Raw genomic sequence first — 14,289 nt, forward strand, 5'->3', positions numbered from 1 at the left:
GGCTGCGTCAGCGGCTTGCCTCGCCCCGGTTCATGGCGATTTTCGCGTCTTGGCCGATGACTCATTACCGGCCAAGATGTCTCCGAGCAGTAGACGATACGATTCAACAGGGAGTGAACACATGGAACATGCACCTTGCATCAGCCAGATTGCCACGCTGCTGGCCGACCCCAAGCGCAGCGCGATGATGTGGGCGTTGATGGATGGCTCGGCCCGGCAAACCGAGGAGCTTGCGCTACTGGCAGGGCTGTCGCCGTCGTCGGCCAGCGCACATCTGGCGCGGCTTTCCACGGGTGGTCTGTTGAAGGTCGAAGTCCGTGGTCGCAAACGCTTTTTCCGTCTCTCGGCACCGGAGGTCGGGGCCGCGATAGAAGCATTGGCCAGCGCGACCATCGCCAGTGCTCCAAGGGAAATTCCCGAAGTATTCAAACGCACCACCCCCATGGCCAAACCGCAGACTGCGCCGTCTTCGTTGTTGCGTGCGCGTTTTTGCGATGACCACCTCGGCGGCACGCTGGCGGCGGATCTGTATCAGCGGCTGCTCGATGCCGGCTGGATCGAGCAGCTTGAACAACGCGTCGTGGTGACCCACAAAGGAGCGAAATTGTTGGCCGGGCGCGGCGTGTTCATTCAGGCGCTGGCTCATCGCAACGTACAAGTGGCGTGCGCTTGCCCGGACTGGAGCGAGCGCCGTCCGCACATGGGTGGCTCACTCGGCGCGGCGTTGTTGCAACTGTTCATGCAGTCCGGTTGGCTGACACTGCCCAACGACTCAAGAGCCTTGCAATTGACGGCCACTGGCCAACGGGAACTGCACCGCTTCGCCAGGGAAACCGAGCTGGAAATGGCGTTGTAGGGCACTCGCATTCGACGTCAGCATTCTGGCGTCGTCCACGGCTGCGAACAGGTCGCATCCAGCACGAACGCCGTGTCGCTATCGCGCACACTCGATCCGGGGACATTTCGGATGGGGGAGGCGGCATGGACACACACGGCTATAGCGCAGCAGAACGTTTGGAACGACTGCCCATCAGCGGTTATCACCGGATCATTTTCATCATCATCGCCCTGGCGTTTTTCTTCGACTCCATGGACCTGGCGATGATGACGTTCCTGCTCGGCTCGATCAAAGCCGAGTTCGGTCTGAGCAGTGCACAAGCGGGCCTGCTCGCCAGTTCGAGCTTCTTCGGCATGGTGCTGGGGGCGTCGCTGTCCGGCATGCTCGCCGATCGCTTCGGGCGCAAACCGGTGTTTCAGTGGAGCATCGTGTTGTGGGGCGTGGCCAGTTATCTGTGCTCGACGGCGCAAACGGTCGAGACGCTGACGCTGTTCCGCATCTTGCTGGGAATTGGCATGGGCATGGAGTTTCCGATCGCCCAGTCGATGTTGTCCGAGCTGATTCCGGCGCAACGACGCGGGCGTTACATCGCGTTGATGGATGGTTTCTGGCCGCTCGGTTTCGTGGCGGCCGGCGTACTGTCCTACTTTCTGCTGCCGTTGATTGGCTGGCGCGACATCTTTCTGGTGTTGGCAGTGCCGGCAGTGTTTGTGTTGGCGATCCGCTTTTTCATTCCCGAGTCACCGCGCTGGCTGGAGCAGGCCGGACGCGATGACGCAGCGGACAAAGTGTTGAACGGGATCGAAGCGCGGGTGCGTGCCTCGCTGGGCGGCGCGGCATTGCCGCAACCGATTCGTCTGCCGCGCACGGTGACGCCGCCGGGCAACTTCTTCTCGGCGCTCAAGCAGATCTGGTCGCCACAGTATCGCCAGCGTACGACGATGATCTGGAGTCTGTGGTTCTTTGCGCTGCTGGGATTTTATGGTCTGACGTCCTGGCTCAGCGCGCTGCTGCAACAATCAGGTTTCGCCGTGACGCAGTCGGTGTATTACACGGTGCTGATATCCCTTGGCGGGATCCCCGGATTTCTCATGGCGGCGTGGCTGGTCGAGCGTTGGGGGCGTAAACCGGTGTGCATCGTCACGTTGCTCGGCGGCGGGGTGATGGCGTTTCTGTATGGGCAGAGCGCGGTGTTCGGCGGCAACGTGGCGCTGCTGATCAGTACCGGATTGTTGATGCAGTTTTTCCTGTTCGGCATGTGGGCGGTGCTTTACACCTACACGCCGGAGTTGTATCCGACTTCCGCGCGCGCAACCGGCTCGGGGTTTGCCTCGGCGATTGGCCGCGTCGGTTCATTGCTCGGGCCGTTGGTGACCGGGCTGGTGTTCCCGATAACCGGGCAGGGCGGGGTGTTTGCGCTGGGCGCGGCGTGTTTTGCGATTGCGGCGGGGGTGGTGTGGTTGTTCGGGATGGAGACGCGGGGGAAAACCCTGGAAGAGCTGACTGAAGCAGAAGTTATTGGCTGAACCCTAAACCAACTGTGGGAGCGAGCTTGCTCGCGAAAGCGGTGTATCAAACAACATCATTCGTTGAATGACAGACCGTATTCGCGAGCAAGCTCGCTCCCACATGGGTTATGCAGTGTTGCTTACGGTTTTACCAGTCGCGCATCCAGGCTGTTTTGCGCCAGACGCTTGGCCTGATCCTGGGTCATGCCCAAATGCTCATGCAGCGCGTAGAAGTTCTCGGTCACATAACCACCGAAGTACGCCGGGTCATCGGAGTTCACCGTGACCTTCACGCCACGCTCGAGCATGTCGAGAATGTTGTGCTGGGACATGTGATCGAACACGCAAAGCTTGGTGTTCGACAGCGGACACACGGTCAGCGGGATCTGCTCGTCGATGATCCGCTGCATCAGACGCTCGTCTTCGATAGCGCGTACGCCATGGTCAATGCGCTGGATTTTCAGCAGGTCGATGGCTTCCCAGATGTACTCCGGCGGGCCTTCTTCGCCAGCGTGAGCGACGGTCAGAAAGCCTTCGTGACGGGCACGATCAAACACGCGCTGGAACTTGCTCGGCGGATGGCCCATCTCGGAACTGTCCAGACCGACCGCGACAAACGCGTCACGGAACGGCAGCGCCTGATCGAGGGTTTTCTCGGCTTCTTCTTCGCTGAGGTGGCGCAGGAAGCTGAGGATCAAACCACTGGTGATGCCCAGTTGCTGCTCGCCATCCTTCAATGCCGCCGCGATGCCGTTGAGCACCACTTCAAACGGGATACCCCGGTCGGTGTGGGTCTGCGGGTCGAAGAACGGTTCGGTGTGAATCACGTTCTGCGCCTTGCAACGCAACAGGTAGGCCCAGGTCAGGTCGTAGAAGTCCTGCGAGGTGCGCAGCACGTCCGCGCCCTGGTAATACAGGTCGAGGAACTCCTGCAGGTTGTTGAAGGCGTAAGCCTTGCGCAGGGTTTCCACGTCATTCCACGGCAGGGCAATCTTGTTGCGCTCGGCCAAAGCGAACAGCAACTCGGGCTCCAGCGAGCCTTCCAGGTGCAGGTGCAGTTCAGCCTTGGGCAAGGCGTTGAGCCAGTCGTACATATTCTTTTCTCATCAGGTGCAATGACGGCATTCTACAGATGCTCGCCGAAACAATTGGCAAAACCTGACCAAGCGATCCATCACACAGCTTCTTGCTCACGGCGATAAGCGTAGGTATCGGAAAAGCGTGACAGCAGGAATTCGGCGCAGGTGGTGGCCGGATATTTCGCTGGATGCTGTGCGTCCTGACAACCGGGCAGGCATTCGATGCGTGTATCCGGGTGCGGTTCGGCGAAGAACGGCATCGAATAGCGATCCACCCCGAGCGGGCTGATCACCCGGTGCGGGGTCGAGCGATAACGATCGTTGCTCCAGCGCGCCATCATGTCGCCGAGGTTGACCACGAAGGTGTCGTCGATCGGTGGAGCATCGATCCATTCACCCTTGACGTTCTTCACTTGCAGGCCGCCGGCGCTGTCCTGATAGAGCAGGGTGATGCAGCCGTAATCGGTGTGCGCGCCGGCGCCTTGCTGCTCGGCGGAGCTGGCGGTGTGGCGCGGTGGGTAATGGATCATGCGCAGGACGCTGACCGGATCAACGAAGCGGCTGTCGAAGAAGTCGCGCTCGATGCCGAGGGCGATAGTCATAGCCCGTAACAGGGTTTGCGCGAGGGCCTGCATGTCGAGGTAATGCTGCTCCATCAGGGTTTCCCAACCCGCTTGTGACGGATGCCGGTTTGGCCCGCGCAATGGTTTTTCTGCGAGCACGTCAGGATGGTTGGCCGGCAGGTGCAGACCCATGTCGAAGGTTTCTTTGAGGTCGCTGGGTTTGCTCGGGTCGAGTTGCTCGGTGGCGATGGCGCCGTAGCCGCGATGGTGGCGGGTCTGGGTGATGTCGATCTTGAGTTTTTCTGCTGTTGGCAGGGCAAAAAAACGGTGAGTCTGATCGAGCACCGCGTCGATGCGTTGCGCCGAAATCGGGTGACCCTTGATGTAGAAGAAACCCCATTCGCGGCAGGCGAGGTCGATTTTTTCTGCCACGGCAGGCCAGGCATTGTGGTCGTCGCTGTACAGCGGGCTGATATCGATGATCGGAAGACTGTTCATGCACGGGTCCTGAAGAAACGCAGACTGGAGAACACTGAAGAACTCTGTGGGAGCTGGCTTGCCAGCGATGAGGCCATCACATTCAACATCAATGCTGCCTGTCAGACCGCTATCGCTGGCAAGCCAGCTCCCACAGGGTCGGTGTGTTTTGCGGTGGATTACTTCGGCATCTCAGCCTTCATGCCTTCAACGTAATAGTTCATCGACGCCAGTTCCGCATTGGTCGCACTCACGCCCGCCGGGATCTTTTCGACACCGGCCTGATCCTTGATCGGCCCGGTAAACGGCTGCAACGCGCCGCTCTTGATATCGGCAATGATCTGCTCAGCCTCGGCTTTCACCGGCGCCGGCACCAGGTCGCTGATCGGCAGTTCAACCGTGCCTTCCTTCAGCCCACCCCAGTAATCCTGAGGTTTCCAGCTGTGATCGATCACGCTCTGCGTCGCCTGAATGTAATGCGGCGCCCAGTCGTTGACGATCGACGTCAGCACCGCTTTCGGCCCGAAGTGCGCCATGTCCGAGGCGTAACCCACCGCGTACACGCCACGACGTTCAGCCGCTTGAATCGGCGCCGGGCTGTCGGTGTGCTGGAACACCACGTCGACGCCCTGATCGATCAGCGCGTTGGCCGCATCGGCTTCCTTGCCCGGGTCGAACCAGGAATTGACCCACACCACTTTGATCTCGGTGCCCGGGTTGTACTTGTTCAAGGCCAGTTGAATCGCGTTGATATCGCGGATCACCTCAGGGATCGGGAACGAAGCGACGTAACCGATTTTCTTGGTCTTGGTCATCTTCGCCGCGAGGAAACCGCCGACGTAGCGACCTTCATAGGTGCGCGCCAGATAGGTGCCGAGGTTCTTGTCCTGTTTGTAGCCGGTAGCGTGTTCGAAGGTCACTTTGGGAAATTGCTTGGCGACTTTCACCGTCGGGTTCATGTAGCCGAAAGAGGTGGTGAAGATCAGGTCGTACTTGTCCTTGGCCATGTTGCGGATCACTCGCTCGGCGTCCGCACCTTCGGCGACGTTCTCGACGTAGTTGGTGGTGATCTGATTGCCGAATTTCTCGGCGAGTGCCTTGCGCCCCTGCTCATGCTGATACGTCCAGCCGTGGTCACCGATCGGGCCGATGTAAACGAAACCGACCTTCAGCGGATCGGCAGCGCTGGCGCTCAGGCTGATCCCCAGACCGAGGGCGGCGCACAGCAGTTTGTGCAGCGGACGTATTTGCATGAATTGGAGCTCCATTTTGTTGTGTGTGGTCAGGGTCAATGCAAATTGCTGACCAACAGGACAACAAACAATCCGAAACCGCGGTGCGGCCTTCGCGAGCAAGCTCGCTCCCACATTGAAATGCGTTCACCTGTGGGAGCGAGCTTGCTCGCGAAGGGGCCGGCAGGGCCGATAAAAGTGCATGCCTGAAACCAGCTGCTATTGGTTGGTGCGCTAAGGTGTAACGAAACGTTAGCGCCGCCCCGCAGTCAGTACCTCATTCGCACTCTTCGGCAAAAGGCCCGCCATGCTCACCATCCTCAAACAAGAAAGCTTTCTGCTACTGGCCGTCATCGCCGCGTGCGTCGCCTATCCGTTTGAACACTGGATGTTGCACAGCGGCCAGATCGTCGCGCTGACTGCCGGTCTGGTGCTGATCGCTTTCATCGTCGCCGCCTCGATGCGCGTCGCCCATCACGCCGAATTGCTCGCCGAAAAGGTTGGCGACCCTTACGGCACGATGATCCTGACCCTCGCGGCTGTTCTGGTCGAAGTGGTGATCCTCGCGATCATGATGAGCAACGAAGCTTCGGCCACGTTGGTGCGCGACACGATCTATTCCGCCGTGATGCTCGACATTAACGGCATCCTCGGCCTCGCGGCGCTGATGGGCGGAATCAAACATGGCGAGCAGTCCTACAACGACGATTCCGCGCGCAGCTACAGCGTGATGATCCTCACCGCCATGGGCGTTTCGATGGTGGTGCCGGAGTTTATTCCCGAGGCCAACTGGAAGATTTATTCGGCGTTCACCATCGGCGCGATGGTAGTGCTTTACGCGCTGTTTCTGCGCATGCAGGTCGGCCCGCACAGTTACTTTTTCAGCTACAGCTACCCGGACAAACGCCGCAAGAAAGAACCGCAGGACGCGCAGGCGAAAGCACCGAGCATCGGCCTGTCGATCGGTATTCTGGTGTTTGGCATTGTGGTGATCGGCGCCTTGGCCGAAGTGATGTCGAAGACCCTCGATCTGGGCCTGGAAGGCACGGGCGCACCGCCGGTGATCACGGCGATTCTGGTAGCGGCGATTTCCGCTGCGCCGGAGATTCTGACTGCGTTGCGCGCAGCGTTGGCCAACCGTATGCAGTCGGTGGTGAACATTGCGATGGGCGCGTCATTGTCGACGGTGATTCTGACCGTGCCAGTGATGGAGGCGATGGCGCTGTACACCGGCCAGCCGTTTCAGATGGCGATGACGCCGGTGCAGACGGTGATGATTTTCCTGACGTTGATCGTCAGCGCGATCAACCTCAACGACGGCGAGACCAATGCCATTGAGGGCATGACGCACTTCGTATTGTTTGCGACCTTCATCATGCTGTCCCTGCTCGGCCTCTGAACCTGACGCAAAACAACTGTGGGAGCGAGCTTGCTCGCGAAAGCTGAGTATCAGTCAACTCAAGTACTGACTGACACGACGTCTTCGCGAGCAAGCTCGCTCCCACAGGGATTGGTGATCGGATCAGGTACCGGCGATCAGTTGGCGTGCCGCCTGGCTGTGATCGGCGATCAGGCCTTTGAGGTCAAGGCCTTCAACCTGGCCATCAACCACACGCCATTTGCCACCAATCATCACCCGATCCGCCCGATCCGCGCCGCACAACAGCAACGCCGAAACCGGATCATGGCTGCCGGAGAAGCGCAGCTCATCGAGCTTGAACAGCGCCAGATCCGCCTGCTTGCCCACAGCAATCTCACCAATGTCAGTACGACCCAACAAGCTCGCCGAACCCTTGGTCGCCCAGCCCAGCACACGTTCCGGTGTGATCTTCTCGGCGCCGTAACGCAGGCGCTGGATGTACAGCGCCTGACGCGCTTCGAGAATCATGTTCGACGCATCGTTGGACGCCGAACCGTCGACGCCCAGACCAAACAAAGCACCCGCGTCAGTCAGATCGATACTTGGGCAAATACCAGAGGCCAGGCGCATGTTCGAGCTCGGGCAATGGCAAATCCCGGTGCCAGCCTGACCCAGGCGAGCGATTTCGTCCGGGTTGAAATGAATGCCGTGCGCCAGCCAGGTGCGCGGGCCGAGCCAGCCGACGCTGTCGAGATAATCGACAGTGCGCAGACCGAAACGCTGCAGGCAGAAATCTTCTTCATCGAGGGTTTCGGCCAAGTGCGTGTGCAGACGCACGTCGAGTTTGTTCGCCAGTTCAGCGCTGGCCGACATGATTTCCGGGGTCACCGAGAACGGCGAGCACGGCGCCAGTGCGATCTGGATCTGCGCGCCGTCGCCACGTTCGTGGTACTCGTGAATCAGGCGTTGACTGTCGTCGAGAATCACTTGGCCTTCCTGCACGGTTTGCTGTGGGGGCAGGCCACCGTCCTTCTCGCCGAGGCTCATCGAGCCGCGAGTGAGCATGGCGCGCATGCCCAGTTCACGCACGGTTTCGACTTGCACGTCGATGGCGTTCTCCAAGCCATCCGGGAACAGGTAGTGGTGGTCGGCAGCGGTGGTGCAACCCGACAACAGCAATTCGGCCAAAGCGACTTTGGTCGCGAGGGCGAGTTTCTCAGGCGTCAGGCGCGCCCACACTGGGTAAAGGGTTTTCAGCCACGGGAACAACGGTTGATTGACCACCGGCGCCCAGGCGCGAGTCAGGGTTTGATAGAAGTGGTGATGGGTGTTGATCAGGCCAGGCAGGATCACATGCTCGCGGGCATCGAACACTGCATTGCACGGCGCCGACGGCTGTTGGCCGGCCGCAAGCACTTCGACGATGACACCGTCTTGCACGACAAGACCGCCACGGGCGTCGAGCTCGTTGGAAGTGAAAATGGCGAGGGGATTTTTTAACCAGGTACGGGTCGCGGGCATGTTGCCGGCTCCTCTGAAAATGGGGTTCAGGGTTGCCAGCTCAGTGATGCCCTGTCTGCTGATCCAGGGTCGCCGCGGGGGACGAGGTGCGCAGTTTCAAACAAAACGCCGCATCGGGCAAGCCCAACCCGACCATTCACCACACAACCCTTGTGGGAGCGAGCCTGCTCCGGGCGGCGTTCCGACGAAGGCGTCGTATCAGTCGAGACATCCATTGTCTGACACACCGCATTCGCGAGCAGGCTCGCTCCCACATTGGGATCTTCAGTGTTTACCAGGGAATCGTTTCGCCTTTGTAATTGATGAAGTGATGCCCACCCTTGCCGGTGTACGCATTCACCTGATCGACCAAGCCTCGGGTGCTGGTTTCCACGTCAAGGTCAGCTCCTTCGCCGCCCATATCGGTCTTCACCCAACCCGGATGCAGCGACAACACTGTCATCTTCTGCTCACCCAATTGCGTGACAAAACTGTTGGTCATCGAATTCAGCGCAGCTTTGCTCGCTTTGTACAACGCCAGCTCCGGCGCGTCCGGCACGGTGACGCTGCCCAGTCCGGAACTCATGAACGCCAGCACACCGCTGCCGTCACGAATCTGCCCAGCAAAACGCTGAGCCAGATTGATCGGCGCCACCGCGTTGGTGAAAAACAACTGACCGACTTCAGCCAGTGTCGCACCGCCCGGGGTCTGATCGGCCGGGCCTTTGACCCCGGCGTTGACGAACAGCAAGTCAAACGTTTCGCCCTTGAGTTGTTGGCTCAAGGCGATCACCGCTTGCTGATCATCCATGTCGAGCTTCTCGATCCGCACCTTGCCCAGCGCTTGCAGCGCCTCGGCGTTTTGCGGATTGCGCACGGTGGCGGTGACTTGCCAGCCGTCGGCCAGCAGGGTTTTCACCAGACCGAGGCCCAGGCCCCGGGAGGCGCCGATGATCAGTGCGTTTTTTGCAGACATGAAGGGCTTCCTTGATGAATGAGGATCATGGATTCAATGGACAGGCCTGACCGAGGCGAAGTTGCAATTCCTGCCGCAGCGCATCAAGTTCGCGCATGCGGGTTTCGATCAATTGCAGTTTGTCGCGCAGCAACTGCGCCACGGCGTTGTCCGGATTGGGCGCATTCCACAACGCGGCAACGCTGTCGCCGATCTCGCCGAGGGTAAATCCCAGACGCTGCGCCGTTTTGATATAGAGCACCAGTTGCACCATCTCCGGTGGATAGTCGCGATAACCGTTGGCGCTGCGCTGCGCCGCGATCAACCCGCGCTGCTCGTAGAAGCGCAGGGTGTCACGGCTGACGGCGCTGGCCTGGGCTAATTCACCGATGCGCATGGCGGGTCTCAAAAGGGCTATTGACCCTGGAGCATACTCCAGGCTTTACCGTGGTGGCTCCCTGAATTTCCGGAGCATGGATGATGTGGACTTCAACGCAGTATCGCAACGTGGTGCGCGGCAGTGCCTGGTATGACTTGATCGTCACGGCGGCGTTTGCAACGCCGTGGAGTTTTGCGCTGGTGCATGGGGTGTTGAGCGCGCTGGATTTGCCCGGCGAGCTGCCGGCGTTTCAGCCTGTGCATATGTTGATGGCGAATCTGCTGGGGTCGGTGGTGTGTGTTTGGGCGGTGCTGCGGATTCGTGATCCGCAGGCGCTTTATGGACGGTATGACGCGGTGGCGCGGTTTCTGTTTGCGGCTTGGCAGGCGTATGCCTTGTTGCACGGCGCCAGTTCGACTCTGATTGTTTTCCTGGTCTTCGAACTGGCGTGGGGCATTGCTCAGGTGTTGCCTGTGAGGGCCTCATCGCTGGCAAGCCAGCTCCCACAGTGTCCGAGTAGTGCGCAAAATTTGTGATCAGCACTAAACCTGTGGGAGCTGGCTTGCCAGCGATGGGGCCATTGACATCACTACATTAATGCCCCGCCTGCCAAGGCTGCCCCAGCGACACCGGCGCATACAGCCGCGTGCGCAGCGCATCCCGCGACAACAGCACCAACACCAAAATCGTCGCGACATACGGCAGCATCGCCAGCAAACTCGACGGAATCGCCAGCCCCAACCCCTGCGCCACCAAATGCAGGATGCTGGCGAGGCCAAACAGATACGCCCCAAGCAACAACCGCCACACCCGCCAACTGGCAAACACCACCAGCGCCAACGCGATCCAGCCGCGCCCGGCAGTCATGTTCTCCGCCCACATCGGCGTGTACGCCAGCGACAGATACGCCCCGGCCAACCCGGCCATCGCCCCGCCAAAAAGCACCGCCAGGGTACGTACGGTCAACACCGGCAAGCCCATCGCACTGGCGGCATCCGGGTTCTCGCCGACTGCTTGAATAATCAACCCGACACGACTTTTGATGATCACCCACGCCACCAGCGCAAACAGCGCGAACGACAGATACACCAGCAGATCCTGAGCAAACAGCATCCGCCCGATCAGCGGAATCTCACTCAGATAAGGAATCGCCAACGGCTCAAAACCGGCCAGCGGTTTGCCCACCCAAGCCGCGCCGACAAAGGTCGACAGCCCGACACCAAAAATCGTCAGCGCCAGCCCGGTCGCCACCTGATTGGCGTTGAAGACCAGTGCCACCAAGGCAAACAGCGACGACAGCAACATCCCCGCGAGCATCGCCAACAACACGCCAAGCCACAGGTTGCCGCTGTTCAGCGCGACGATAAAACCGATCACCGCGCCAAACAGCATCATCCCTTCCTGGCCGAGGTTGAGCACGCCGCTCTTCTCGCAGATCAGTTCACCCAACGCCACCAGCAACAGCGGCGTGCCGCAACGCACCATGGCGTAGAAAATATTGCTCAACAGATCGATATCCATCACAGCGCTCCGGCGGTTACAGCGGTGGTCGACGTGCGCTTTACCCAGCGCAGGTTCAGGCGTGGCCGATAGAGAATCAGCACGTCACAAGCGAGCAGGAAAAACAGCATCATTCCCTGGAATAACTGGGTGATCGCTTGCGGCAGGTTCATCGTCATTTGCGCGCTCTCGCCACCGATGTACAGCAGCGCCATCAACAGACTCGAAAACAGAATCCCGATCGGATTCAGACGCCCAAGAAACGCCACGGTAATTGCCGCATAGCCATAACCCGGCGACACCTGCGGCACCAATTGGCCAATCGGTCCGGTCACTTCGCAGACACCCGCCAGCCCGGCCAAACCGCCACTGATCAACAGCGCCAGCCAGATCAGCCGCTTCTCGCGAAAGCCGACAAACCCCGCCGCACGCTTGTCCAGCCCAAGCACTTTGATCTGGAAACCGACAAAGCTTTTCTGCAACAACACCCACACCACAACCAGCGCAAGCAGGGCGAAATACACCCCGGCATGCACGCGGCCATCCTCCATCAACAGTGGTAAGCGACTGGCGTCGCCGAACATCGCCGACTCGGGAAAATTGAAGCCGGCGGGATCCTTCAGTGGCCCGTGCACGCAGAACAGCAGCAGGTTCAGCGCGATGTAATTGAGCATGATGCTGGTGAGGATTTCGTTGGCGTTGAAGCGCGTGCGCAACCACGCGGTGAGCCCGGCCCACGCCGCGCCAGCGAAGGTGCCAGTGAACAGAATCAACACCAGCGCCCAACGACTTTGCATGCCGATGATGTTTACCGCCAAGGCACTGCCGGCGAGCGCGCCGAGGAGCAATTGACCTTCGGCGCCGATGTTCCAGATCCGCGCCTGATAGGCCACGGCCAGGCCCAGTGCGCAGAGCAGAATCGGCAGCGCCTTGACCAGCAATTCAGAGACGCCATACAAGTCGCTGACCGGAGCGATCAGCAGTGTGTGCAAGGTTTGCAGCGGGTCATGACCGAGGGCGATGAACAACAGTGAGCCGCAGCCAAGTGTCAGCGCCGCTGCCAGTAAAGGCGAGCACCACAGCATCAAGCGCGATTGCTGGCCACGGGGTTCGAGGGAAAGCAGCATGTGTATAACTCCGTTAAACCGTAGCGGCTGAAGGTGCGTGGTCGAACTGACCGGCCATCCAGCCGCCGACGTCGCTGAGTTGCGTATCGGTGGTGTTCTGTAATGCGGACAGGCGCCCATCACACAAGGCGCCGAGGCGGTCGCTGATCTGGAACAGTTCGTCGAGGTCTTCGGAAATCACCAGAATTGCCGCGCCGGCATCGCGCAATGCAATCAGTGCACGGTGGATGGTCGCGGCAGCACCGACGTCGACGCCCCAGGTTGGGTGCGCGGCGATCAGCAGTTTCGGTTGCTGGAGGATTTCCCTGCCGAGGATGAATTTCTGCAGGTTGCCGCCGGACAGGCTGCGCGCGGCGGTTTGCGTATCCGGGGTTTTTACGCCGAAGCGCTGGATGATCTGCTGAGCGAGGGCATCGACTTTGCCGCGTTCGATCAATCCATGGCTGACCAGGCCTTGCTGGAATGCGGTGAGCAGGGCGTTGTCCGCCAGGCTCAATTCCGGCACCGCACCATGGCCGAGACGCTCCGCCGGAACGAACGCCAGTCCCAGTTTGCGTCGCGCATCCGGGCGTAAATCGGCGACGTTTTGCTCGGCGAATTGAATGCTCGCAGCTTCGACGCGGGGCAGGCTTTGCTCGCCGCTGAGCAGGGCAAGCAACTCATCCTGACCATTACCGGCGACCCCGGCGATGCCGACGATTTCACCGCTGCGCACTTGCAGGTTGATGTCTTTCAGCGAGCAGCCAAACGGGTCCGGGTTGTGCCAACTCAATCCGCTCATTCGTAAAAAAGTCGGGCCGCCACTGACCTTCGGGTAATCGCCAATCAACGCCGCCGCTTCGCCGACCATCAGCTGCGCCAACTGCTGATCCGAACATTCGGCTGGCACGCAATGTCCGGCAACTCGCCCGCCGCGCAAAACCGTCGCACTGTGACACAGCGCCCGGACTTCGCCGAGTTTGTGGCTGATAAACAGAATGCTGCAGCCTTCGGCGGCGAGACGGCGCAGGGTGATGAACAATTCGTCTGCCTCCTGCGGCGTCAGTACCGAGGTCGGTTCGTCGAGAATCAGCAGGCGAATGTCCTGCATCAGGCAGCGAATGATTTCCACGCGCTGGCGCTCACCGATCGACAGGCTGTGGACAAGTCGCTCGGGTTCCAGCGCCATGCCATAACGGCGCGACACTTCGCGAATTTTCGGTTCCAGTTGTTTCGGTGTGCCGGCCGCAGCGCCCATCGCCAGCGCTATGTTCTGCGCCACGCTGAGGGTTTCGAACAGTGAGAAATGCTGGAACACCATGCCGATACCCAGATGCCGCGCCTGTGCCGGGTTGCGGATGTTGACCCGCTGACCCTGCCAGAGCATCTCGCCCGAATCGGCCTGGGTAACGCCGTAGATGATCTTCATCAACGTACTCTTGCCCGCACCGTTTTCACCGAGCAGGGCATGGATTTCCCCTGGCGCGATGCTCAGGTCGATGGCGTCGTTGGCCAGGCAACCGGGGTAGCGTTTACTGATGTGGCGCAGTTGCAGGCGCGGGAGGGGTGGCGCGATTGGCATGACAGGCTCGACTGGCTTGGAGTTGTGCCTGTGGATAAAGCAATTTCCTGGCCATTGAGTCAGGAACGCTAGCGGGCTGTGTGTGCCGGTACTTGGCGTAGAGCATTGCGCTGCAAATCGAGCGCCCGCACAGCACCAATTCAGCGCAAAGCCGTTGATCGGGCTCCAGTTTTGCCCGTCGGCAACTGATCAAAAAACGAGCAACCGCGT

Annotated in this window: 13 protein-coding genes; 4 read left to right on the top strand and 9 right to left on the bottom strand. The window is 60.1% G+C overall.

Annotated elements, in window-relative coordinates; genetic code table 11:
- Positions 1-121: 121 nt before the first annotated feature.
- Both ACZ0A4_RS27645 and ACZ0A4_RS27650 read left to right on the top strand, forming a co-directional pair.
- The gene (locus ACZ0A4_RS27645; RefSeq protein WP_463577120.1) at positions 122-856 is read left to right on the top strand and encodes an ArsR/SmtB family transcription factor; all 735 of its coding nucleotides are present in this window, start codon (positions 122-124) and stop codon (positions 854-856) included.
- Positions 857-981: 125 nt separating this feature from the next.
- Positions 982-2,364: an MFS transporter gene (locus tag ACZ0A4_RS27650; RefSeq protein WP_463577122.1), complete on the top strand. Its 1,383-nt coding sequence runs from the start codon at positions 982-984 to the stop codon at positions 2,362-2,364.
- 122 nt (positions 2,365-2,486) lie between these two features.
- Here the strand turns inward: ACZ0A4_RS27650 and ACZ0A4_RS27655 are convergent, their stop codons facing one another.
- The 3 genes from ACZ0A4_RS27655 to ACZ0A4_RS27665 all read right to left on the bottom strand — a co-directional run bounded on the left by ACZ0A4_RS27655 (position 2,487) and on the right by ACZ0A4_RS27665 (position 5,718).
- Positions 2,487-3,440 carry an adenosine deaminase gene (locus ACZ0A4_RS27655; protein WP_008082147.1) on the bottom strand — a complete coding sequence of 318 codons (954 nt, stop codon included), beginning with the start codon at positions 3,438-3,440 and terminating at the stop codon, positions 2,487-2,489.
- An 80-nt stretch (positions 3,441-3,520) separates the two neighbouring features.
- Positions 3,521-4,486, bottom strand: coding sequence for an isopenicillin N synthase family dioxygenase (locus ACZ0A4_RS27660; protein WP_463577123.1), 966 nt, complete (start codon positions 4,484-4,486; stop codon positions 3,521-3,523).
- A 158-nt stretch (positions 4,487-4,644) separates the two neighbouring features.
- Complete coding sequence (locus ACZ0A4_RS27665; protein ID WP_463577125.1) at positions 4,645-5,718, bottom strand: BMP family ABC transporter substrate-binding protein; 1,074 nt, start codon at positions 5,716-5,718, stop codon at positions 4,645-4,647.
- A 286-nt stretch (positions 5,719-6,004) separates the two neighbouring features.
- Between ACZ0A4_RS27665 and ACZ0A4_RS27670 the strand changes: the two genes are divergently transcribed.
- Positions 6,005-7,096, top strand: coding sequence for a calcium:cation antiporter (locus ACZ0A4_RS27670; protein WP_463577126.1), 1,092 nt, complete (start codon positions 6,005-6,007; stop codon positions 7,094-7,096).
- Between the two features lie 123 nt (positions 7,097-7,219).
- Here ACZ0A4_RS27670 and ACZ0A4_RS27675 read toward each other — a convergent pair whose 3' ends face one another.
- The 3 genes from ACZ0A4_RS27675 to ACZ0A4_RS27685 form a co-directional block, all read right to left on the bottom strand.
- The gene (locus ACZ0A4_RS27675; RefSeq protein WP_110721112.1) at positions 7,220-8,578 is read right to left on the bottom strand and encodes an 8-oxoguanine deaminase; all 1,359 of its coding nucleotides are present in this window, start codon (positions 8,576-8,578) and stop codon (positions 7,220-7,222) included.
- Positions 8,579-8,849: 271 nt separating this feature from the next.
- Positions 8,850-9,533, bottom strand: coding sequence for an SDR family oxidoreductase (locus tag ACZ0A4_RS27680; protein ID WP_228759303.1), 684 nt, complete (start codon positions 9,531-9,533; stop codon positions 8,850-8,852).
- A 25-nt stretch (positions 9,534-9,558) separates the two neighbouring features.
- Entirely contained in the window at positions 9,559-9,909 is a 351-nt protein-coding gene (locus tag ACZ0A4_RS27685) for a MerR family transcriptional regulator (RefSeq protein WP_463577129.1), read from the bottom strand.
- Between the two features lie 83 nt (positions 9,910-9,992).
- Here ACZ0A4_RS27685 and ACZ0A4_RS27690 point away from each other — a divergent pair, with 83 nt between their 5' ends.
- Positions 9,993-10,427: a hypothetical protein gene (locus ACZ0A4_RS27690; protein ID WP_463577646.1), complete on the top strand. Its 435-nt coding sequence runs from the start codon at positions 9,993-9,995 to the stop codon at positions 10,425-10,427.
- A gap of 58 nt (positions 10,428-10,485) precedes the next feature.
- Here ACZ0A4_RS27690 and ACZ0A4_RS27695 read toward each other — a convergent pair whose 3' ends face one another.
- From ACZ0A4_RS27695 to ACZ0A4_RS27705, 3 genes are read right to left on the bottom strand one after another with little or no spacing between them, the layout of a single operon-like run.
- The gene (locus tag ACZ0A4_RS27695) at positions 10,486-11,412 is read right to left on the bottom strand and encodes an ABC transporter permease (protein WP_236430746.1); all 927 of its coding nucleotides are present in this window, start codon (positions 11,410-11,412) and stop codon (positions 10,486-10,488) included.
- Complete coding sequence (locus ACZ0A4_RS27700) at positions 11,412-12,518, bottom strand: ABC transporter permease (protein WP_463577131.1); 1,107 nt, start codon at positions 12,516-12,518, stop codon at positions 11,412-11,414. Before ACZ0A4_RS27700 ends, ACZ0A4_RS27695 begins: the two co-directional genes overlap by 1 nt.
- A gap of 13 nt (positions 12,519-12,531) precedes the next feature.
- Positions 12,532-14,079: an ABC transporter ATP-binding protein gene (locus tag ACZ0A4_RS27705; RefSeq protein WP_463577133.1), complete on the bottom strand. Its 1,548-nt coding sequence runs from the start codon at positions 14,077-14,079 to the stop codon at positions 12,532-12,534.
- Positions 14,080-14,289: the final 210 nt, after the last annotated feature.

This window comes from Pseudomonas sp. AC172, from assembly GCF_979258595.1.

What these genes read in the sequence shown, in the direction of transcription:
- ACZ0A4_RS27655 (WP_008082147.1), bottom strand. Translation starts at nt 3,440, where the DNA reads ATGTACGACTGGCTCAACGCCTTGCCCAAGGCTGAACTGCACCTGCAC.
- ACZ0A4_RS27680 (WP_228759303.1), bottom strand. Translation starts at nt 9,533, where the DNA reads ATGTCTGCAAAAAACGCACTGATCATCGGCGCCTCCCGGGGCCTGGGC.
- ACZ0A4_RS27700 (WP_463577131.1), bottom strand. Translation starts at nt 12,518, where the DNA reads ATGCTGCTTTCCCTCGAACCCCGTGGCCAGCAATCGCGCTTGATGCTG.
- ACZ0A4_RS27705 (WP_463577133.1), bottom strand. Translation starts at nt 14,079, where the DNA reads ATGCCAATCGCGCCACCCCTCCCGCGCCTGCAACTGCGCCACATCAGT.
- ACZ0A4_RS27665 (WP_463577125.1), bottom strand. Translation starts at nt 5,718, where the DNA reads ATGCAAATACGTCCGCTGCACAAACTGCTGTGCGCCGCCCTCGGTCTG.
- ACZ0A4_RS27685 (WP_463577129.1), bottom strand. Translation starts at nt 9,909, where the DNA reads ATGCGCATCGGTGAATTAGCCCAGGCCAGCGCCGTCAGCCGTGACACC.
- ACZ0A4_RS27675 (WP_110721112.1), bottom strand. Translation starts at nt 8,578, where the DNA reads ATGCCCGCGACCCGTACCTGGTTAAAAAATCCCCTCGCCATTTTCACT.
- ACZ0A4_RS27650 (WP_463577122.1), top strand. Translation starts at nt 982, where the DNA reads ATGGACACACACGGCTATAGCGCAGCAGAACGTTTGGAACGACTGCCC.
- ACZ0A4_RS27695 (WP_236430746.1), bottom strand. Translation starts at nt 11,412, where the DNA reads ATGGATATCGATCTGTTGAGCAATATTTTCTACGCCATGGTGCGTTGC.
- ACZ0A4_RS27670 (WP_463577126.1), top strand. Translation starts at nt 6,005, where the DNA reads ATGCTCACCATCCTCAAACAAGAAAGCTTTCTGCTACTGGCCGTCATC.
- ACZ0A4_RS27645 (WP_463577120.1), top strand. Translation starts at nt 122, where the DNA reads ATGGAACATGCACCTTGCATCAGCCAGATTGCCACGCTGCTGGCCGAC.
- ACZ0A4_RS27660 (WP_463577123.1), bottom strand. Translation starts at nt 4,486, where the DNA reads ATGAACAGTCTTCCGATCATCGATATCAGCCCGCTGTACAGCGACGAC.
- ACZ0A4_RS27690 (WP_463577646.1), top strand. Translation starts at nt 9,993, where the DNA reads ATGTGGACTTCAACGCAGTATCGCAACGTGGTGCGCGGCAGTGCCTGG.